General features: G+C 36.3%; 17 protein-coding genes. 11 read left to right on the forward strand and 6 right to left on the reverse strand.

Annotated elements, in window-relative coordinates; all coding sequences use genetic code 11:
• Nucleotides 1-285: 285 nt before the first annotated feature.
• The 6 genes from HEQ28_RS02935 to HEQ28_RS02960 all read left to right on the forward strand — a co-directional run bounded on the left by HEQ28_RS02935 (nt 286) and on the right by HEQ28_RS02960 (nt 6,837).
• The gene (locus HEQ28_RS02935; RefSeq protein ID WP_434503691.1) at nt 286-1,728 is read left to right on the forward strand and encodes a hypothetical protein; all 1,443 of its coding nucleotides are present in this window, start codon (nt 286-288) and stop codon (nt 1,726-1,728) included.
• A gap of 13 nt (nt 1,729-1,741) precedes the next feature.
• Nucleotides 1,742-2,764 carry a ParB/RepB/Spo0J family partition protein gene (locus tag HEQ28_RS02940; protein WP_434503692.1) on the forward strand — a complete coding sequence of 341 codons (1,023 nt, stop codon included), beginning with the start codon at nt 1,742-1,744 and terminating at the stop codon, nt 2,762-2,764.
• Entirely contained in the window at nt 2,757-3,173 is a 417-nt protein-coding gene (locus tag HEQ28_RS02945; RefSeq protein ID WP_434503693.1) for a hypothetical protein, read from the forward strand. Before HEQ28_RS02940 ends, HEQ28_RS02945 begins: the two co-directional genes overlap by 8 nt.
• Nucleotides 3,170-4,639: a DEAD/DEAH box helicase gene (locus tag HEQ28_RS02950; RefSeq protein ID WP_434503694.1), complete on the forward strand. Its 1,470-nt coding sequence runs from the start codon at nt 3,170-3,172 to the stop codon at nt 4,637-4,639. Before HEQ28_RS02945 ends, HEQ28_RS02950 begins: the two co-directional genes overlap by 4 nt.
• 13 nt (nt 4,640-4,652) lie before the next feature.
• Nucleotides 4,653-5,624, forward strand: a complete 972-nt coding sequence (locus HEQ28_RS02955) for a ParB/RepB/Spo0J family partition protein (protein ID WP_434503695.1) — start codon at nt 4,653-4,655, stop codon at nt 5,622-5,624.
• A 166-nt stretch (nt 5,625-5,790) separates the two neighbouring features.
• Nucleotides 5,791-6,837, forward strand: coding sequence for a LexA family protein (locus tag HEQ28_RS02960; RefSeq protein WP_434503696.1), 1,047 nt, complete (start codon nt 5,791-5,793; stop codon nt 6,835-6,837).
• Between the two features lie 295 nt (nt 6,838-7,132).
• Here HEQ28_RS02960 and HEQ28_RS02965 read toward each other — a convergent pair whose 3' ends face one another.
• The gene (locus HEQ28_RS02965; protein WP_434503697.1) at nt 7,133-8,341 is read right to left on the reverse strand and encodes a PDDEXK-like family protein; all 1,209 of its coding nucleotides are present in this window, start codon (nt 8,339-8,341) and stop codon (nt 7,133-7,135) included.
• A 507-nt stretch (nt 8,342-8,848) separates the two neighbouring features.
• Here HEQ28_RS02965 and HEQ28_RS02970 point away from each other — a divergent pair.
• From HEQ28_RS02970 to HEQ28_RS02990, 5 genes are all read left to right on the forward strand, one after another.
• On the forward strand, nt 8,849-10,264 hold the full coding sequence (locus HEQ28_RS02970; RefSeq protein WP_434503698.1) for a C10 family peptidase: 1,416 nt from the start codon (nt 8,849-8,851) through the stop codon (nt 10,262-10,264).
• A 94-nt stretch (nt 10,265-10,358) separates the two neighbouring features.
• Nucleotides 10,359-10,991 carry a LexA family protein gene (locus HEQ28_RS02975; protein WP_434503699.1) on the forward strand — a complete coding sequence of 211 codons (633 nt, stop codon included), beginning with the start codon at nt 10,359-10,361 and terminating at the stop codon, nt 10,989-10,991.
• 4 nt (nt 10,992-10,995) lie between these two features.
• Entirely contained in the window at nt 10,996-12,264 is a 1,269-nt protein-coding gene (locus tag HEQ28_RS02980) for a Y-family DNA polymerase (protein WP_434503700.1), read from the forward strand.
• Between the two features lie 123 nt (nt 12,265-12,387).
• Nucleotides 12,388-12,945 (forward strand): NADH peroxidase, encoded by a 558-nt coding sequence (locus HEQ28_RS02985; RefSeq protein ID WP_434503701.1) that lies wholly within the window; start codon nt 12,388-12,390, stop codon nt 12,943-12,945.
• Between the two features lie 348 nt (nt 12,946-13,293).
• Nucleotides 13,294-13,851 (forward strand): NADH peroxidase, encoded by a 558-nt coding sequence (locus tag HEQ28_RS02990; protein WP_434503702.1) that lies wholly within the window; start codon nt 13,294-13,296, stop codon nt 13,849-13,851.
• Between the two features lie 62 nt (nt 13,852-13,913).
• Here HEQ28_RS02990 and HEQ28_RS02995 read toward each other — a convergent pair whose 3' ends face one another.
• The 5 genes from HEQ28_RS02995 to HEQ28_RS03015 form a co-directional block, all read right to left on the reverse strand.
• On the reverse strand, nt 13,914-15,167 hold the full coding sequence (locus tag HEQ28_RS02995; RefSeq protein WP_434503703.1) for a type IX secretion system plug protein: 1,254 nt from the start codon (nt 15,165-15,167) through the stop codon (nt 13,914-13,916).
• A 6-nt stretch (nt 15,168-15,173) separates the two neighbouring features.
• Complete coding sequence (gene feoB / locus HEQ28_RS03000; RefSeq protein ID WP_434503704.1) at nt 15,174-17,636, reverse strand: ferrous iron transport protein B; 2,463 nt, start codon at nt 17,634-17,636, stop codon at nt 15,174-15,176.
• Between the two features lie 109 nt (nt 17,637-17,745).
• Nucleotides 17,746-19,794, reverse strand: coding sequence for a YgiQ family radical SAM protein (locus HEQ28_RS03005; RefSeq protein ID WP_434503705.1), 2,049 nt, complete (start codon nt 19,792-19,794; stop codon nt 17,746-17,748).
• Nucleotides 19,795-19,850: 56 nt separating this feature from the next.
• Nucleotides 19,851-20,180: a hypothetical protein gene (locus HEQ28_RS03010; RefSeq protein WP_207154205.1), complete on the reverse strand. Its 330-nt coding sequence runs from the start codon at nt 20,178-20,180 to the stop codon at nt 19,851-19,853.
• Nucleotides 20,181-20,224: 44 nt separating this feature from the next.
• Entirely contained in the window at nt 20,225-23,137 is a 2,913-nt protein-coding gene (locus HEQ28_RS03015; protein WP_434503706.1) for a golvesin C-terminal-like domain-containing protein, read from the reverse strand.
• Nucleotides 23,138-23,141: the final 4 nt, after the last annotated feature.

Below are 23,141 nucleotides of genomic sequence, written 5' to 3' on the forward strand. Positions count from 1 at the left end.
ATATTTGTATTGAGTGAGATGGGAATCTTACTGCCACTTTCTTGATTATTTAGCATATTTTTAAAAAATATACATATTTTTTATGTGATCAAAACAACTTTTTGTAATTTTGTAGTCAAAAGATAATATTATGACAACGAATATAGATCTTACAACTAATCAGATTCATTACAATTGTTTAGATGAACTCGTCAATTGGTCAACAGAAAATGATATTCTGATATTGGTAAATCAGAACTTGTTAGTTTGTGTTCCAAAAAAGGAATATAAGAAGATTGCTTGATTATGCCAAATAGAAAGAAGAAAATACATAAAATAGGTCTGGTAGATGCGGATTTGCTCTGCAATGGTACACGCCATCCGAATTTAGCATTGCTAAAAATCGCTGGATATTTTCGAGATAATGGATTCAAACGTAATAATGAAGATATGGAGCTTGAATGTGAAAGCACATATGAATTATTGACTAATGATTGTAATTTTGAAAAACTACAATCATTTGACTATATATACGTATCATGTGTATTTACATTTACACGTGACAATCCACCAGCGCTTTTGTCTTATCTTATGTGCGACAAAAAGTTGAAAAAACGAGTGGTTATGGGTGGGACGGGAAGTTATGCTAATCTTTCTGTAGAGGACGGTTTTATAGAAAAGAGAGCAGCGGATATGGAAAATTTGGAAAAAGATAAGTATTTACAGTCCTTGCCTCATAACGGAATCAATATGCGTACACAAATGCCAGATTATCATTTGTATGATGATTTTGTTGGAGTGATGGAGATGACCAGAAAATCTAAGAATTACTATAAAGACTATAAAAAATATTCTATAGGCTTCCTAACAAGAGGCTGTTTTCGCCGTTGTCCTTTTTGTGTGAATAAGATGGAGCATATCACTTTGCCCTATTCTAAACTAGATGATTTTCTTGATAACGAGAAGGATGAGAATACGGGGAAACTAAAAAGACCATATATATATTTATGGGATGATAACTTTCTAGCTTCTCGATATTGGAAGGAATTGCTGCTAGCACTTATAAATACTGGTCGTCCTTTTCAATTTCGCCAAGGTCTTGACGAACGTATTCTTGCTCAAAGCAAGCATGGGGAAGAGATGGCAAAGATGTTAGCTAGTTCTAATTACCATGGTGATTTTATTTTTGCATTCGATAATTGGTTTGATAGAAAGCTAATTGTTAGGGCTTTGAAAATATGGAAGTTTCACTGTCCCAAAAGGGAAACAAAGTTTTATCTCTTCTGTGGATTCAAACAAACTTTAAATGATGATAAATCATTCCAGCAAGACATTGCGAGAATTTTTATGCGTATCAAGATTCTAATGAATTATGGATGCTTGGGATATATTATGAGGCATGAAGACTATAAAAGTTCACCAATGCCAAATATTTATATCCAGATTGCAAGATGGTGCAATCAACCTGGCTTCTACCGTAATCTATCTTTCTGGCAATATTGCTATAAAAATCAGACTTACTGGGAGGAGCATAGATTGGGTATCAAGCATGATAGATTGAAAACATACGAGGAGTTCTTGGATGATTTTAAAAATGGTTACTACAGTGACAAGAAGATTTGTAGAACCCTTCAAACCGTTCATGATTTTCTAGAGCAGCATAAAGAACATAAGGACTTGTTTCTTAGCTTTTTTAACCTATCATTCAGAGAAATGATAGAACCGTCATTATGGGAAAGAAATAACTAAATAATAATAATATATGGAAAATTCAGAGTTACTAGTACTACCAATTGATTCTATAGAATTAGACAAGGAAAATCCTAGAATTAAACAATTTCTAGAGATTTATGATGGCGTGATAACTGCAAAACAAATAGCATTGGCTCTATCAGGTTGTGGGGAATCTTCAACTACGTATAGAGCCTTAAAAGAGTCTATAAAGGTTAGTAAAGGGATAATTCATCCAATAGTAGTAAATAAAGAGCCTGATGGCAGATATATTGTAATTGAAGGTAATACCCGTTTACAGATATATAAGGATTTTCATAAAAGCGACCCTGAAGGCCCATGGGATAAAATTGTAGCATTGGTTTACGATAGGCTAACACAAAATGAAAAGCATAAAATAAGACTTCAATCTCATCTTGTCGGACCGAGAGATTGGGATCCATATTCAAAAGCAAAATACCTTCACCAATTAAGCGAGGTTGAACATATTCCTATGAATACTATCATATCTATGTGTGGTGGTAATACTAGTAGCATACAGAATTCGATTGAAGCATATAATATTATGCAAGAATCATATTTGCCATACGTAAATAAGCATGCTTATGATCCTGATCCCAGAGAATATTCAAAGTTTGTAGAATACAATAAAAGCAGCATTAAACAAGCTGTAGCAATAAATGATTTTAATGATAATGACTTTGCAAAATGGGTTGCCGAAGGCAATGTAGATGTGGCTCAAAAAGTGCGTATCATTCCTCGAGTATTAAAAGATAAAGATGCAAAGGCGGTATTTCTTAAGAAAAACTTATCTGAGGCAGAAAAAGTTTTGGCTGTAAATGAAGTAGATTCCAAAATTAACTTGTCTACTGTTTCATATGAGGCTTTATGCCAAGAGCTTATCAAGAGATTTGAGAAGATAGAGTTTAAGGAAATAAAAGGCTTGGCAAATGCGGATACTGCAGCTTATGAGTCTAAGTATAATATGATGGAATCTCTATCAGAGGTTTTGAATGATACTTTGTCTGACATAGATTCTATAAAAAATGCCTGAATCTAGAATACATATGAATTATGTAAAGATGATAGTTTCTTATATAGAGAAATCATTCCCTCACATTGATATGTGTTTATTAAATGTAGACTCTCCTGATAGTGAATATAGACCATCACAAGTTGTTGGCTTAGCTGTTCCAGATGTGAGCTATACTACACGTGAACTTTCTATAATAGGTGAAGCAAAGACAGAAGGCGATATTTCTAATAATCATACTAAAAAGCAAATAAATGCTTACATTGATTATCTCAGATTACAATCTCGAGAAAAACATTTAATTCTATGTTCATCTATGTATTCATTTCCGTCATTGAAGAATTATTTTATACGATACAAAAGGTCAAATAACATAAAGGATATTACAATTCATATTATTGATGATTTTGATAGAGAAGTAACGATATGAGGAAGATAATTTCAAGTTCATATTATAACTATAGTGCTCAATATGATGCTTTTCCGTATCAGCATGAAGCATTCTTAGAGCTTAAGGATAAATCCTATTCTGCTATATTTCATGAACAAGGTCTTGGTAAAACAAAAATTGCCATAGACTTGCTTCTTTATTGGCTTCAGTATAAAGATATAGATACTGTTCTAATTGTAACAAAAAAGACATTAGTACAAAATTGGTATAATGAGTTTGGCGTTCATACTCATTTAAGACCTAAAATAATGGATAGCAATAAAGGCAGTAACTTTTATATTTTAAATAGTCCTGCTAAAGTTATAATTACGAATTTTGAAACAATATCAGGAGAAAAGGACAGATTAAAGCTATTTCTAGAATCACGTAATGTTGCTATAGTTATTGATGAATCTACTAAAATTAAAAATCCTGAATCAAAGCTGACACAAGACTTCTTTGAGTTGGCTCCCTTATTTAAAATTAAAAATATCATGACTGGTACGCCTGTTGCAAACCGTCCTTATGATATATGGGCACAAATTTATTTTCTTGATCAGGGAAAATCACTAGGTACCAACTTTGAAGAATTTAAAAAGAATACTGATCTCTCAAATGATCTTTCTTTATCGAAAACAAAACAAAAAATATTTGAAGAGTCTGTTGCATCTATCTTTAAAAAGATTAAGGATTTCTCGGTTAGGGAGACTAAGAATAGCAGCATCGTAAGTTTACCATCAAAGGTATATGTAAATGTTGTTGTTCCTTTTGAAAAATTACAAGAAGAAATGTATGAACAGATACGTAATGACATGGAAATAGAATTGACGCATGGAGACACTATGGTGCTTGATGAATCAAGTACCACTATTAAACGATTATTGCGATTAGTTCAAGTTGCTTCCAATCCTAAACTGATTGATGATAAGTATCTCGGATTGTCAGCCAAAGAAACTGCTCTTGATGAATTATTAAATGATATCCTTCAAAAGAGTGAAAAAGCTATAGTATGGTCTATTTTTACAGGGAATATTGACTCACTATGCGCGAAATATAAGAAGTATAATGCTGTTAAGATTACTGGTAAAATGAGTGTAGCAGATAGAAATAAATCTATTGAAGCATTTAAGAATGGAGATGCACAAATTCTCTTTGCAACACCACAATCAGCCAAGGAAGGATTAACGCTTACCGTTGCAAATAATGCGATATTCTATGAAAGAGGATTTAACTTGGATGATTATCTTCAAGCTCAAGATAGAATTCATCGTATATCTCAGAAGAAGGAATGCTACATTTACAACCTTATGATTGATAATAGCATTGATAGATGGATAGATATGCTACTTAAAGCAAAACAGAATGCTGCACATCTTGCGCAAGGTGATATAGGTATAAGTGAATATAATTCGATCGCAGATTATAGCTTTGCGGATATAGTAAAGGGAATATTAAAAATTGATTAAAAAATAATAGAATATGAAAAAGATACCATTAGGAACCGGAAAAGAAATTGAAGTTCAGGAAGTTGAATTAAAGCAAGATGACCTATTGTTTGATCCCAAAAATCCTCGTGTTTATAGTGTGCTTAACATGACAAAAGATGGGGCTCCTGACCAGCCTGAGATCCAAAATTATATGATTCGCCAAGAACATGTAAAAAAATTAAAACAATCTATTGAGAAAACAGGATTATCAGATCCTGTTTTTGTTCGTAGGAATGTAGTAGTTGAAGGCAATTCTCGTCTTGCTGCGTATCGCATCTTAGCTGCTAAAGATCCTATAAAATGGGGTCTTATTAGGGCGTATGTATTACCTGACGACACGGACGATAATGCTATTTTTATTTTATTGGGACAATATCATATTATTGGCCGAAAGGATTGGAATCCATTTGAACAAGCTGGCTATCTTTATAGGCGGAAACAAGAATCTAAAAAGCCTATAGATGCTATAGCTGAAGAGTTAGGTTTGAAAAGTTCAGAGGTAAAGAAGTTCCTTTCTGTATATACAACCATGGTAGAAAATAACGATCTTAGTGCTTACAAATGGAGTCATTACCTTGAACTATCAAAAATTGAGAATAAAATAAAAAAACGCGAGAAAACGATTCCCGATTTAGATCTAACAAATTTTCTGAAAAAGCAGATAAAAGAAAGTAAAATAGAGAATGCACAAGATTTTCGAAAAATTGGTACTATATTAACAACAGATGGAAAAGTTGCTAAAAAAGCGATTGTTGATTATAAAGAAGGTAAGTGTAGCCTTGAAAATGCTAGCGAAAGAGTTGATAGCACTGGAAAAACGGACTCTTTATATAAGAAAGCTCAGAGCTTTCGGGACATGATTGTCGATGCTGACATAGAACAAGAGATTGCCCAAAATGAGCAGCTAAAATATACTCTTCGTAAAATATATAAGAAATTAGAAAAAACATTTGGTGGAAAATAGCAATATAATTAAGGACTTTTTCTCTTATATGTTTGAGAAAGAGATCAACGAGAAGATGTTGGAAAGAAATTATATCTTTCCTAAGGATGATGTTATGGCATATATTTGTACTATAATAAGTGTCCCATATTCAGAGTTTCTATTTTATGTAAACACACATTTATGTATGAAGAGATTAGATGCTTCAGATATTACCCAATGTAGTTCTTTTGAGGCTTGTACAACTCGTATGTGTGAAGCCCTCAATTCGTGTGATGATAAAGGAGTATCTTTTATTGAAGTAGCCGAGATATTACTTAATGATGGAGTTGAACGCAAAGTAGGGGCATTAAGAAAGTTTGGTGAGAATCAGCTTAAAACGGCAAAGCAAGTTGGTTTAGTTTATGACCTATATAATACATGGTTCCTTACATGTATAGGTAAAGTTTATAATGAATTGTCAGAGGAGCAACGAAACTCCATAATGGCAAGAATAATATTGCGCTCACCGTTATATTATCAGATTTTTTCTGCTGCAAAGCAAAAGAATATAAATGTTTGCACTTACTATAGATTCTTATCCCCAGCTACTATTATACGTAGGACTACGAGCGTAAAGAAGTTAGTGGAAATATGCCTGAACGAATGCGCAAAAGAGCACGTTAGTCTTCATAAAATCACATTTGATGTGGACATGAACCCTGTCAATGAAGATGATGATATTTCCCTGTTAGATGATCCAATTAAAGCTCGCATAATAGATATAGCTGATGCTGGGCAGCGTTTCGTTACACATCTACCTTATTATCCTTCTATCAAAGCAGCATGTCATGGTCTTGATGAAATAGAGATACCTTTCAACGATGTCCAATGGATTAATGTCTCTAATGACATTAGTCATATTGATAATACAATGTTTGTTGTGAAAGCGATGGGGACTAGCATGATGCCAATGATTAACGATGGTGATTATTGTGCGTTTTCATCTAATGTTGGTGGCAGCCATGAGGGTGATATATTGCTTATTGAATCATATAATATTCATAATACTGATAATGATGATGTGGCTTGCACTATTAAGAAATACCATCGTGCTGAGCATATAACCGAAGATGGTTGTAAATACAAATACATAGAACTGATACCTCTCAATAAAGACTTCAAGTCCTTCTGTTTAAACATGAATGACGAATACAGAATTCTTGGTATCTTTAAAAAAGTAATACGTAAATAATCTGAAATTCCTCATATAGGATATATCGACGAAAACCTAGGTGAATCCTTATTTTTCTTATTGCTGTCCGATAAAACTTTTATTGTTATTACTCAAAAAGTTTTATCGGACAGCAATATCTGAAATACTTCCTCTGCATTAGCTACGTTTAGTGTGGCTAACTTAGTTGTTCATTCTACTCTGACCATTATATCGGTAAAATGATCTTTCATGCGTGAGTTTGCATCTAAAGTTTTCTTAAGTATCACTCGGTTTATAATAGCTGATATATGTAGATAATACATCAACTATGATTTTATTGTTCGGATTTTTTTGTGGATAATTCCTTCAGTAATATGTCAATGATATTATATAGCTTCTCTTCCTCATAAAGACTTAAATGAAGGTATACCTTATTTAATATATTGTCTTTTGGATAAAAGTCTATTAGTGATTCAAAATTTCGAAATACTGATTTTATATCTTCTTGATCATTTTGAGGATTCCAGAAATACAAATCATATCCGTTTTCATTGCACCATACATCCAATTTATAATATTGGTTATCTCCATTCAAAGTAAATCCTTCGAAAACAGTATCTGAATCTTTGTATCTCCATATTTTTACAAATGGAGAATAATTGGACATGTACCTGTCTTGAACTCTAGCAGCAAGAAAAGTTGGTAATTCATTCAGCATATTACGAATAGATATTGCTGTATCTAAATTCTCTCCAATCTTAATATTCTTATAGAATTTTTCTAATATTATATTATCCATATTATTGATGTTTAAATATTTAATCAATTTTACATATTGTCTTAGACCTGATATGCAGTCAATATTATCACTACTGTTAATACAGCTTTTAAGCCAATTATTACAAAGATTTCTTTTTTTGTTATTTGAAAAAGCTGGAATAATATTGAGACATTCTTTTATAGAAATTCTTTCGCATTCTTTCCAATTAGTCCTATCAGGAACTTTGTTATTTGATAATGGGATATAAACAATACTCATTATTTCATATCCTAAGTTACGAACATAGTTATAATAATCTGGCAATTGGCGATCCATATCACTGGCATTATTCATTTTGTTTTCAATAATGATAGCCTTCATAGTGGTATTATCGGTTATTAGAGTATCAATTCTTCTACCATTTTCAATTAAATACTCTTTCTCAACTATTGCATTCTGGAAGAAAGAATAGTTAATGTTAAGCATATCCAAAAATAGCATTAGATATTTATTACCTTCTTTATGACTTCCTTGTGGATTGAGAAAATCATAAATAATATCACGGTGAAAATTTTCACGATAATAGAAGTCTGATATTAGCTTAAATACATTAAATCCCAATTCTGATTTATCAGACTTTTGTAATTTATATTCAGTTTTAATTTGAATAAAGATATCAGATTCAATCATCTTAAATACTGAGGTAATATACGATTCAATAATTCCATTCCAATCTGACAATGCTTGATTTATAGACTCTATATTTATTTCTTTATTCTGCATAGATGATCAATTTTGCTTTATATGTAAATAGAATCCTTTCTCTCGATAGCATAAAATCTACAAAAGATCATATAAATGTGAGAGAGTTCCTATTCTATATTTTTATACAGTCATCAGATTATTTTTAGTACAGTTTATTTTGTCCTAGCACTTTAGACTGTTTTATGCTTGTCTTATTTTTATGTAGAAACTTTTAATAGTTTCTATTTTACTACAAAGATACATAAATTATATTTTATAATTAGGAACTAATATGATAAATCTTTAAAAATATGCTAAATAATATGTTTTTATTGATATTATTTTATACAGTACGGTATTTCTAACTTAAAAAATGAATCATTACTATTCAAATAATATAATACCCAATATTATTCATGACATTGGGATTAAAGGCTTTTATCAAACATCTATTATGTCAATATTTAGCACTAAATTTGCCTAGCTTAGAATGTTTTTGTACCTTTGCAATACTTATAAAGATAACCACTATATTCCTAAATGACAATGAATAAACATATTTGCCTTATTATCGCTTTACTGCTTGCAACCATCCATATACATGCTCAGGACGTGGCTCCAATGATACAGACAAACTGGGGACAAGGTAATCCTTATAATTCTCTGTGCCCTTTAGACAGTACTGGTAATCGTACACTCGCTGGATGTGGACCTGTTGCAATGGCTCAGGTATTAAATTATCTTGGTATCAAAAGTAATTCGGTGCCGCAACTTATTCGGGATTGTGGTATCTCTGCTTTTACACGATACGGTAAGGATAATAGTAATACATTTACTATGCAGGCTATGAATGCCATGAAGAAGTTGTTTCATTGCAGCCCTTATATGAACATAGTGAAGCGTAATGAGTATCTTGGCGAAGAGGGAAAACTGGAGTGGAATAGTCTGATTACGAATGAACTCCGACATGGTAAACCCGTTATCATTTCTGGTAAGTCGGAAAAGAACGAGCATATATTTATTCTGGATGGTTTGAAAGGTAACCTAGTACATGTGAACCTTGGTTGGAATGGACATCATGACGGTTACTATCCCTTGGACTGTCTCTATGAATATTCTCAAAATAATGCAGCTATTATAGATATAGGTGACTCCACTTATGTGCCTCATATCGATACTATCAATGTAAAACAGGCTGGGACACTCCAGGCTATTATGCAGAATAGGCCTTGGAGGCAGATACGACATCTTTCTATCGTGGGCTCCATTAATGATGACGATATACGTTGGCTAAGAACAATAGCAATGTATGATAAAGAACAGTCTAGTCACCTTAGAACACTTGATCTCAGTGCCACGGATATGACTTATCTGCCTGATAGTGCATTAACCTACTGTGTGGGGCTCACTTACATTAAACTGCCAGAAAAGTTGGAGACGATAGGCAGATATGCTTTTAAGTTTGGTTATGGTATCAATCAGGTAGACATACCGCCTACGGTTAAGAAAATCAGGTTGGATGCTTTTGCTCTTTGCTCGCAGCTGCTTGATATCAAAATTCCAGAAGGGGTCTCAAATATATTGAGCTATAGTTTTATAGGTTGCTCATATCTCACGAACGTGCAACTTCCCGCTACAATTGATACTATTGGTGTTTCTGTATTTGAAAGATGTTCTCGTCTTGAAAACTTGTATATTCCGGCATCAGCCACACAGATAGGAGTGTCTATCACGAGAAATTGCCCAAACGTCAAAATTCATATAGATGCTCATAATCCAAAATATGAGATCGTTGATGGAGAAATATATGATAGAAAGGCGCATAAGCCTCTTGATAAAAGTTATCCAACGCCGGAACCCATGACTAAAAAACCTTTCTTAGTTGTTAATGGGGTATATAAAAGTACATATAAGATTGTAAAAGGTAAAAGGGTTCTGGTGAAGCGTGTGAGAATAAACTAAGTAGGCTAAAGCTCTTTTGTTTCTATGTTTTTTGAAAACTGTATAACAGAATTCAAAATATCTTTGTATCTTTGTAGCGTTAATTATTTGAACGATGAACGAAGAAAAGAAGGAAAAGCGTGGGGGCAGACGTGAAGGAGCCGGTAGACCGAAAGGCGATAACAAATTGTATGCGTTTCGGGCAGATAGAGATGTCGCCGATTTTATTGATGCACACGACAATAAAACCGAGTTTATACGTGACTGTATTTTGCAGGCTCGAAAAACATCCGTTGAAGAAACGAAGATTCATAAGCTAGGTGAGATGATACCTGCCAATAGGGTGAAGCCTGTTAATGTGCCTTTCTTTGATGTTAAGATTGTGGCTGGTTTTCCTATTCCTTTGAATAATGATGAAATGGCACAGGATATTGAACTGCTGAAAATGCTTTGTCCGAATCCTGATTCTTCTTACTTGATTAGAGTGCAGGGAAATTCGATGATCGAAGCAGGAGTTCATGACGGTGATATTCTGATTGTTGACAAGAGCAACAGACAACCAACTGAAAAACAGATTGCGGTATGTGAACTGAATGGGGAATATACTGTGAAGCGTGTCAAGGAAATTGCTGGGAAGAAATGGTTAGTTCCTGCTAATCCTGAATATCCAAATATAAAGTTGAACGAAAATGATTCGTTCAGCGTGTGGGGCGTTGTTACTTATATCATAAGTAAACCTAAATATTAAATATATGATAGCACTGGTTGACTGTAATTCATTCTTCTGTTCTGTGGAGAAGGCTTTTCATGCCGGATTGAATGGTAAGCCGGTATGCGTGTTGTCATCTAATGATGGCTGTATCATCGCATTGACTCCAGAGGCTAAGGCGATAGGGCTGCATCGTGGTGATCCTATATATAAGGTACGCGATATTGTGAAGTATAACAACGTTGCTATTTTTTCAACAAATATGTATCTGTATGCTGCGATGTCCAGAAGAGTTACAAATATTCTTCGCTCGTTTGTTAACCATGTAGAGAATTATAGTATTGACGAGAGCTTCTGCTTTCTTGACGGTTACGATAAACTATATGATCTGGAGGATTATATGAGAATGGTTGTCAAGAAAGTGAAACTATATACTGATATACCTGTATCGGTAGGGATTGCTCAATCAAGGACTTTGGCAAAGATGGGCAGTAAGTTTGCGAAGAATTATAAAGGATATAATTCTGTATGCATGATAGACACAGACGATAAACGACGTAAAGCACTTTCAATGATGGAACTTTCTGACGTATGGGGAATAGGAAGGCGAACATTACCTAAACTGGAATACTATGGAGTGCACACTCCATTAGAGCTGGCTGACAAGAAAGAGGCGTGGATTAAAAGCAGGTTTAGTCTTCCTATGGTGCAGACGTGGAAGGAACTTAATGGGATTTCGTGTATAGACACATCAGAGATAGCAGGTAAGCAATCAATATGTACGAGTAGGAGCTTTGGTGAAAAAGTGACCGACATTAGTTCATTAAGAGCAGCAGTGGCGAATTTCGCTGCAAGCAGCGCAAACAAACTTCGTGGTCAACATTCTGTAGCCAGTGTAGTAACGGTGTTTATCATGAGTAGTAGATTTCGTGAAGACTTGCGGCCGTATAGTAATTCACTTACAGTAACTTTGCCTGTTCCGACTTCTGACACAATCGAGATAACAAAAGCCGCCCTGCAGATTATTGATGACATATATATAAAAGGTATCTGTTATAAGAAAGCTGGAGTCGTATTAAGTGATATAAGGAAAAATACAGCTGTTGAGCAAAATCTATTTGATAATATAAAAAATCGCCCACAAAGATTTAAACTGATGAATACAATAGACAAACTTAATCACCGCTATGGAATTAAAAGCATTAGGCTAGCCGTGGAAGGCGCTGATAAAGAGGCGTGGCATTCAAAAAGTGAGCACCGAAGTGGCAACTACATATCAGACCTCAATGAGATAATGACAATACAAATTTAAAGACAAATAGATAATTCTTATTTCTGTATTCATAAATTCTATGGGGTTATTTTTGTCGTTTGAAAATATTAAATCTATCTTTGCAATACAAAAAATAATAATAGACTTAATACAAAAACGATTATGAAAAAGAAATTTATTTGTACTGTATGTGGATATATCTATGAAGGCACAGAAGCTCCAGACCAATGTCCAATTTGTAAAGCTGATAAGAGCAAGTTTAAAGAAATGGAATCTGTTGACGGTGATTTAACTTTCGCTACAGTCCATTATCTAGGTGCAGCTTATAAGGAAGGTGTATCAAAGGAATTGATTCAGCATTGTAAAGAAACATTCGCTGGTGAGTGCAGTGAAGTGGGTATGTATCTAGCGATGGCCCGACAGGCAGATCGTGAAGGCTATCCAGAAATTGCAAGAGCTTTTGAACACTATGCTTACGAAGAGGCTAATCACGCAAGTCGCTATGCTGAACTTCTAGGTGAGGTTTTGGCTGATACAAAGGCTAACCTAGAGGCTCGTATCTCTGCTGAGAAGGGTGCATGCGCTGAGAAGTTTGAATTTGCAAAGATGGCAAAGGCTGAAGGTAACGATACTCTTCATGACACAATTCATGAAATGGCTAAAGACGAAGCTCGTCATGCGGCAGGTTTCGCTGGTTTATATAAGCGATTCTTTAAATAAGATTTCAATTTTGCAATAGCTGGAAGGATTGGATTTACATCATGTGAATTCAATCCTTTTTTTGTATTGGAGTGTTTCTCAATTCTCGCTATCACTTTAATATTAGCATAAATCAAAAAAGTTTATGGAGTCGTTGTCTGTTTTCTCTATCATATAGAAATGTTTGATAAGGATTCTCTATCGACTGTAAATGCGCTAATAACACGACAGATTTGGCAAAGAATAGATAAATCTTATTTTGGCATTCATAAATTCTATAGGGTTATTTTTGTAGGTTGAATGTTTTTATCCTATCTTTGCAATAGAAAAAAAATAACAATTAGTAATCAACTAAATAACAAAACGATTATGAAAAAGAAATTTATTTGCACCGTATGTGGTTATATCTATGAAGGTACTGAAGCTCCTGAAAAGTGTCCAATCTGTAAAGCTGACAAGAGCAAGTTTAAAGAACTAGACGTTGCTGACGATGACTTGACTTTCGCAACTGTTCATTACCTAGGCGCAGCTTACAAAGAAGGCGTATCTAAGGAACTTATTCAGCATTGCAAAGAAACATTTGCTGGAGAATGTAGTGAAGTTGGAATGTATCTAGCAATGGCTCGACAGGCTGATCGTGAGGGTTACCCTGAAATAGCAAGAGCTTTTGAACACTATGCTTATGAAGAGGCTAATCACGCAAGCCGCTACGCTGAACTTCTAGGTGAGGTTTTGGCTGACACAAAGGCTAACCTTGAAGCTCGTATCTCTGCTGAGAAGGGCGCATGTGCTGAAAAGTTTGAATTCGCTAAGCTTGCAAAGGCTGAAGGTAACGATACTCTTCACGACACAATTCACGAAATGGCTAAGGACGAGGCTCGTCATGCAGCAGGTTTCGCTGGTCTATACAAGAGATTCTTTAAATAATATTTTCCGACGATAATAATGAAAGGACTGAATCCATGAAAATGGGTTTGGTCCTTTTTTGTTCATTTATTATTCTTGAGATTTGCATAACCAACTAGTCTGTCGGTTCGTTCTCCGTTTCCTCGATAATACACCAACGACTGATAGCTGTTCTCCGTTTGGAAGAAGCTGCCTTCTGATTGCAGATCATTGGCTTTTCCATTGCTGTCGAGCATGATATATTTATATGAATAATACCCTTGTTTCAATAATACAGAGTCTTCATAATATCCTGTAGACGGATTGTAGGTCATTTTGTATTTTGGCAGAAAGCTGTTGTTTGTAAATCCGCCGTCAATATATATGTCATGATCAGTAGGAGGGGTCTTCAATGTGAAATGGGTTATCACATATTCTGAAAGGCGATCGTTCTCATTGTTGTCGCTATTTCTTATGCAATATGCACCGTTTGCATCCTCATCATATATATAGTTTAGCCTTGGTTCATCACGCCAGATATATGCATTATAGTGATTTCCGTCCCAATCTGTTGTTTCAATACCCATCGTTGGATGAGAGACATCAAGAATTTCAAACTTTCGATATTCGTTTCCTGCATCAAAAATATACTCCTTGCAGTGTTTCCATTGCATTCCATTAGGCATGATATTGTCTGGTCGGGCATTGGTGCGAGCATTGTCCCAACGGCCATTTTGCATAACAATGGTCTTTATCTGTGTGTCGGGATTGGAAACGGTCACATTGTTATATGATACGGTCATATCAACCTGCTGATGCGTGCTGTTTATGTCAATATCGGTATTGGTTCTATATGCCATACCAACATTCATAAGCGGTTCGACAACCATAAAACAGGCAACAAGGATAGCTCGGTTGTTATCGTCTTCATCCATAACAGTGATCTTGTAGTTGCCACTTAGCTTTATACTGCATCTGCTGTTGGGTATCGCAAATGCGTAATGGCTGTATTCAACAGTTGTGTTTACCGACTGAGAAATGTCTTCAATAGGTATTCCTTCTGAAAATCCCGTGACATAATCACTTGTAAACAGTTGATTGGAAACAGACCAGTCTGATTCGCAATGCTCTATCTTATATGTATATCTATGATACTCTTGGTTGAAGTTGTCGAAACCGATGTTTACTACATCACTGCTGTTGAGGGTGATAATGGGTAACAGACTTTGCCAGTCGTTACCATTCATAACCTTTAATGAGGCAATGTTATCATCTAATATCTCATTGCGCTGTGACAGAGCTTTAAAAGGCACTGCCAGCATTAATAATGATAATATGGATAACTTAACGCTTCGCATTTGTTTCTATATTAAAACCATTCCAATTTGATATACAACCGTACTTACCGTCCATGCTAGGACTGTGGTGTAGCCTGCTGCAAATAAAGCCCACTTCCAACTTCCTGTTTCTCCCTTTATAGCTGCTATTGTGGCTATACATGGGAAATAGAGTAATACAAACAATAAGAAGCAATAAGCTGTGAGTGTTGCCACTGGTTGGGCGTCTTCATATTTTATATTATGTACTCTTGCTATGTCTGATGTCATCTGGCGATGTAGGGTTGCATATTTACTGCCAGAATCTGGATTTTCAGCTACGCTCTCGTCATTACTGTAAAGTACACCGAGAGTACTTGCTACTATCTCTTTTGCGCCAACGCCTGCAATAAGTCCGACATCAAGTTTCCAGTCAAAGCCCATAGGTCTGAAAACTGGTTCTATAGTCTTTCCAATCTTTCCGATATAACTCTGTTCCTGTTGCTGCTGTTTTGACAGATGTTCGTCGTGAGGGAAATATCCCAATGCCCATACAATAATGCTTGCAACGAGAATGATACCACCCATCTTCTTAAGATACTGTTTTCCCTTTTCCCAAGTGTGTCTGCCTATAGCCTTCCATGTAGGGAAACGATAGGGTGGAAGCTCCATTACAAACGGAGTATCTTCGCCCTTGACAATGAAAGAACTAAAAATACGACTGATCACAACTGCCATTAAGATGCCAATTACATATAATGACAACATAATGAGAGAGCGATATTTCAGTGCAAAGAATGTTCCGGTTATCATTACGTAGATAGGGAGGCGGGCTGAACAGCTCATCATCGGAATGATAAGCATTGTTATGAGGCGTGAACGCTTGCTCTCAATGGTTCTTGTTGCCATTACGGCTGGTACATTACATCCAAATCCCATTATAAGCGGAATGAACGACTTACCGTGAAGTCCCATCTTGTGCATTATTTTGTCCATGATGAATGCCGCACGTGCCATATATCCTGAATCTTCCATGAAACTGATGAAGAAATAGAGGATAAGAATCTGTGGTAAAAATACGATTACGGCTCCAACACCTCCTATAATTCCGTCTACAAGCATCGCCTTAACGGGTCCATCTGGAATGTTGTTAGCTATTAAATCACCCAACCATGATACTGTAGCCTCAATAGCGTCCATTGGATATTGACCTATTATGAATGTCGCAGTAAACATGATAAACAGCATAAGAATAAAGATAGGGAATCCAAGATATTTATTTGTGATGATATTATCAAGGTAATGAGTCATCTGATAAGTATCTTTTTTCTTTCCAGTCTCGTATTCTGCTTCTTGAAGTGCGCCATGGATAAAACCATACTTTGCGTCCATCACTGCGGTTTCGCTGTCGTCTCCAGTTTCATCCAGTACCCTCTGAGCAGCTGCATCACGTGCCTTCAATATTGCATCTGCTGTTGGCAAAGCCCTTATTTTCTTTTCAGCTTCAGCGTCATTCTCAAGGAGTTTTATTGCTAAGTAGCGTGTGGAATATCGCTGGCGTAGGGCTTCATCTTTCTTTAGATATTCCTGTATGTGGCTTATTCCGTTTTCAATTTCGTGTCCGTGATTGATATGTATATGGCGGAAATGTGGCTTGTCATCCTCATTACTTTCATATAACTCTATTATCTGGTGAAACATTTCATTAACTCCGCTTCCATCCTTAAATACAGTAGGAACCATGGGAACACCAAAAAGCTCGGAAAGTTTGTTGTAATCAACATTATCACCACGCTTCTGGGTCTCGTCAAACATATTTAACGCACACACCATACGAAGGTGCATATCAATGAGTTGCGTTGTGAGATAAAGGTTACGTTCAAGATTACTTGCATCAATGACGTTTATAATAACATCAGGCGTCTTTTCGATGATCTGCTTGCGCACATAGAGTTCTTCTGGTGAGTAAGCAGAAAGGCTATAAGTGCCAGGAAGGTCGACAAGATTAAACTCATAACCTTCATATTCTGTGTGGCCAACCTTCGCATCAACTGTTACGCCAGAGTAGTTGCCTACACGCTCGTGGGCTCCTGAAGCAAAATTAAAAAGCGATGTCTTACCACAGTTTGGATTTCCAACAAGGGCGACATTGATAGTATGGCTGCGTTTGATTGCAGCTTCTTCCAACTGTTCTTCAGTTAGCGGTTGCTCGTCAATATCAGTGCTATCTATAATCTCTGCAGTTTTATATTCATGCCTTGAAACTCTGCTCATTTCCTTGGCTTCAGATTCTGATATAATCTCTATCATCTCAGCTTCAGTACGACGTAAAGATACTTCGTAGCCCATTATTTTGTATTTCACAGGATCCTGAAGAGGTGCATTTAATAATACATCAACCTTCTTTCCCTTGATAAAGCCCATTTCAACTATGCGCTTTCGGAAACCTCCATGACCTGTTACTTTTACAATAACACCATGCTCTCCGGTTTTTAAATCTGATAATTTCATATTTTATACCTGCTATTTTCTATTTGCAAAAGTACTAAAAATAAGTGCAATATAAACAAATATTTATTTATTTGCTATTAAAATACCTAGAAATTATGATGCTATGACACTATTTCCGATGATTATTATTACTGAAATTAGGATTATAACTCTTTTTGTTCTTGCCTTTATAACCTTTTGATTTTGAAGTCTTGTCATAAGAGCCAACACCAGGATTATCGTAGGTGCTGCCTACAGGGCGATCTTCATATTTAGAATTGCGACCATGCGCAGGCTTGCGACTGCTTCTTTCATTGTCAGAATGAAATTTGTCTGTGCGTGCAGGACCGTTAGGATATAACTTCTTTATCAAATCATCTCTGCCTATACGACGCAATTCCTGTTCTATGTTTCTTCTTTCCTCTGGCTTATACCAGAAGAAGAACTGGCGCTGTGCGAGCTTTTCTCTTGGAGTCTTGGCGCTGAATACCGGTTCCAATGTGTAAGGATCGTAGCCAGTGTACCATGTTTCTGTGGAGATAGTCATTGGAGTAGGGGTGAAATCCTGCACTTGCTCAAGATGAAAATCAAGATCCTTAGTCTGTACAGCTAACTCTGCCATATCTTCTTCCTTGCATCCAGGATGCGAACTAATGAAATATGGTATAATCTGTTGCTTCAATCCTGCTTCTTTATTAATGCGATCGAATATCTTCTTGAATTCATAGAACTGGTTGAAAGAAGGTTTGCGCATAAGTCCCAAGACATCATCCTGAGTATGTTCGGGAGCAACCTTTAATCTTCCGCTTACATGATGTTCTATCAGTTCACGAGTGTATTCGCGTGCTGAAGCATTTGCTTTTTCATCTTTTCCTTTATGCAAAAGCAAATCATAGCGAACACCACTTCCTATAAAACTTTTCTTTATTCCTGGTAATGCGTCCACAGCATGATAGATGTCGAGTAGGCGTGTGTGGTCGGTATCAAGATTAGGACATACCTGAGGATTGATACATGACGGGCGTTTGCAATGCTCACATGCCTTATGATTCTTTCCTTGCATACCATACATGTTGGCAGACGGTCCTCCAAGATCGGAAAGATAGCCTTTAAAGTCTGGCATACTGATAACCTTCTTGACTTCTCGCAATATACTTTCCTTACTTCTGCACACAACAAATTTACCTTGATGTGCAGATATTGTACAGAAGGCGCAACCACCAAAACAGCCATGATGCATGTTGATGGAGAACTTAATCATTTCGAAAGCCGGAATCTTCTTGCCTTTATATTTTGGATGTGGCAGTCGGGTATATGGCAAATCGAAAGAAGCATCTAGTTCCTCGGTTGTCATTGTTGGATAAGGAGGATTTACAACAGCATATACTTTACCCGTCTGCTGGAGCAATCTTTGTGCATGAATCTTATTTGATTCTTCCTCAATATGTCTGTAGTTTTCAGCTTCAGATTTCTTATTAGCTAGACACTCTTCATGAGAATGCAGAATGATATCGTCTTCTTTTATTCCGCCATAGATATCGCCCTCTTTTGCGAGATAGACTGTTTGGGGAATGTTGTGCATGTCATTGATAGACATTCTTGACTCAATATCTTTGCTTACCTGAATAATTGATTTGGTACCTGAACCATATAATATCATATCTGCGCCACTGTCACAAAGAATGCAACGGCGTAGTTTGTCCTGCCAATAGTCATAATGGGTGAGGCGGCGCATTGATGCCTCTATTCCTCCAAGAATGACTGGTACGTCAGGATATATCTTCTTTAATATCTGTGAATATACAACAGTTGGATACTCCGGACGGCAGTCGTGACGACCGTCCGGACTATACTCGTCAACAGAACGTAATCGCTTATTGGCTGTATATTTGTTTACCATAGAGTCCATGCATCCTGGTGAAATACCGAAGAAGAGTTTTGGACGTCCTAATTTCTTAAAATCTCTGAAATCGCCATGCCAGTCAGGTTGTGGCACTATGCCTACACGATAACCTGCTGCTTCAAGGGCTCTGCCGATAACAGCAGCACCAAAAGAAGGGTGATCAACATACGCATCACCCGAAAATAAAATAACATCGAGTTCGTCCCAACCACGGAGTTCGCACTCTTTCTTTGTCGTTGGAAGAAAATCGGTCAATTTGTATTGTTCTGAATCCAATCTTATCTTAAAATTTTAATGCTTGACATGCCGAAACATGTCAAGCCATATTATTACTACGCTTCCTGTGGACTATCCACTTCGAGTTCTTTGTGCTTGCTCTTCCAGTCAGCATACAGCAATACGAAATTGTGTAGTCCAACTGCTTTCATGTTAGCGTTATAGATTACGTCAAGACATAAATCAAGAAGATTCTTGTCGTTGCCGTTTTCACTCTCAATGAGTGAGCGCACATTGAATTTCAACTTATCAAGTACAATCTCGTCGATGATACCATTGCTGTCGACTAGATTGCGCATTAACTGATATTTGTCGATAGTCTCTAGATGCTGGTCAGTGATTTCTATTGAACGTGTACCAGACTGATTTGCTTGAATTTTATACATGGTTTTATTTATTTAAAGATTAAACATATATTTAACTGTATTTTCTACTTAGATTTTACGGTATCAGGCATGACATAATTGAGAATACCTCTCATAATGTCGTTGCGTTCTTTCTTTGAAGCAATGCACTCTAAAGGGAATGCAACGGTAAAACTATTGTAGTCTTTGCCTTGATAACCAACCGCTGCACCGCTTCCGTTGTTGTATTGCATGGCGCATATAGCTCCCGATGCAGGTGTTATTTCGTCTGATGATGTTGCTGCATAATGAGTATCGTTAAGAGCTCTAAATAAATAGAACTGCTTACCAAGTCCGTTAATCTGCATGTCACTATTTGTAGAATCCGTTTCAGCAGTAGTTACTTTCAATGTATTTTTCAAGAACATCTTTTCGCTATCTGTTGTCATATCGCTTGCAATATAACTTCCACTGACGATAATATTACCGTGATTTTGTGAATAGGTTTGCAAAGCGTTCTGCATTTCAGGAGTGAATGTCTTGTAATATTTCAAAGAATGTACATCATATTTCTGGAGACCAAGTATCAAGTCTATTGCATTATAGTTCGATAGTTTGATGTCTCCGCTTTCTATTGCATCTGCGGAACAACTTACTACATTATATTTTCCAGCTGTGGCTATAGCCTGAGTATGCTCTTTAACATAATCAAAGTCGTTACCAGCTATAAAGCTACCTGCCAGTTCATCTCCACAATATCCGAGTCCACCAGGACCTTCGATGCCTATTTTCTTTTTGTCAAAACATATTTGCTTGCCATTCCAACCAGCTGTAAGACCATAAGATACACCCGGATCTTTGTTGAAATCGAAACCTTGAATGCTATCATTGTCGATAACGGCAGGAGCCGAAAGACGGTCAAAGCCATTTACAACAAGTACTGTTTTAGTTGCAGAAGGTTGATAAAGGGCTGATAAAACTTCTGTAGGGAAACTCTCACCTCCGCGATTAACAGCTGTTACCTTGAAATTATATTGGACGCCAGGTGTTATATGCAGAATAGTATTGTTCTTTAGTACTAACGATCCATTGTCGAAATCTGATTCTCCCGTAGCTGTGTACACATTGTAAGTGGTAGGGCAGGCAGAAGGTTCTAACTTATCTTCCGTAGCCTTCCATGACAATTTAATGTTGTTATCACCTATAAATTCAATCTTGAACCCATTAGGTGCAAGTGGTTGAATTACAGTTGGTTTGCCATGCGCATTATTGATATATCTGACAATTGATTTATACAATGATCTGGCCATGCAAAATTTGAAATTAGGATCTTGTCCCAATTCCATGTCAGGGAAACTTTGATGTGACAATGTCTCAATAATTGCCGAAGGAACTTCTGGATTTTTAGTCTCGGAATAATTCTTATCCCATAGATATCTGCGACTCCATTTACCGACAAAAGCTCCTAGGTCTCGATCAAATCCATCAAGAAGTGACTTCGCAAAATCATGTGATGACATTCTTGAAACTCCAGAGTTAAGTCTACCTTCATTAAAGTTTGTTGTGCATATAGCTAGTGAACCGATAATGCTATTTCCGATTTTATCAAATCCAGCATCGCTATGTACTGCTAAAGATAATTCTATAGGAACCTTCTTTCCCTCAATAGTAGGGACGTAACATGAACCGCCAGCAAGCCAATTGCTCATGTAGGGTCTTGCATTGATATCATCGCCGTAGTCATTGCCGTTTTCCTTGCTGTCATAAACAGTCGTTGGTGCTCCTGCCCATTGCGCAGAATAGCGTGCACCCTCAAGGCAACGAGGAAATCCGCTTACGCTTCCACCACGTTCAATGTTTCCCATACCACCACCAAATCTAACGGCATCAGCTGTTACGACTCCATGGTTGTGAGAATTATTTGTTATTACGACACGATTGTATTGATTGTTTCCTGAGGCAAAGTCAAATGTTCCGAGATACACCCAAGTTCCACCACCCATAGTCTGATTGACTCTGAAATGGGTTTCACCTCCATTATGATATACGATATATTCAGCATCAGGAACACTGTTTTCAGTTGTCTGATAACTTACATATACAGCATATCTTCCTGAAGATGCGAATGTAGGTTGGTATGAAATTAGAGAAAACTTCTTCTTGCTTTTGGTCGCCTTTATCATTCTGGCAGTACCTTGCTCAAAAGGATTTTCTCCATCCTTATACGTTCCTTCATGGAACGAGAATCCTTTACCTTCAAACTCTTTCCAATCACCCTTAACATTGACTTCAAGATAGTTTGGAGCCTTAGAAATATCGTTGTCAACTATATATTCATTTTTTTGCCAATCACGTTCCTTAGGTGTAAATACACAAGCTCCGGCATTTTGCAGCATTGGAATAAGATAGGGTACAACGATAGTTTGTGTGAACAGATCTTCGGTAGTTCCAAACATATTAGGACGCTGCCATTTCCATTCTCTCTTGTCGTTGTCATAATATCGTCCATGACTTGCCCACAAAGAGATGTGTCGGTCATAGAGTCCATGTGTAATGCTGTATGGTTGGGATGAATTTGTAACCCAAGGTTCGTCATGATAATCTATATCTCCCCAGAACTTATTACACTCATTATCAGCAATAGTAGCATCTGTGGCAAGTTGCTCTATTGGCATGCCACAAGATATTATTATCATCTTATACTGATTGTATTGAGAAAGAAAGATATTGCTAATTTTCTTATATATTTTCTTTACCGATTTCAGCGTAAGTTCTTGTGAGGCAAAAGAATTGCTAACTTCTAATCTAATAGTTTTAGCATTGTCATCTACATCGAAATTTAGGATTCTTATTTGTTCTGGTAAAGCGTTTTTGCCATTATCATATCTTAAGAAATAGTTGCTAATTTCCCTTTGGATAGCTAATTTATCATTTGGTGGCAATGCCATTAAAGATGTTGATAAACAAAGGGTGAAAACAGTAACTATTATTCTATTCATATCT

This window comes from Prevotella sp. (assembly GCF_051059605.1).
GTDB lineage: Bacteria > Bacteroidota > Bacteroidia > Bacteroidales > Bacteroidaceae > Prevotella.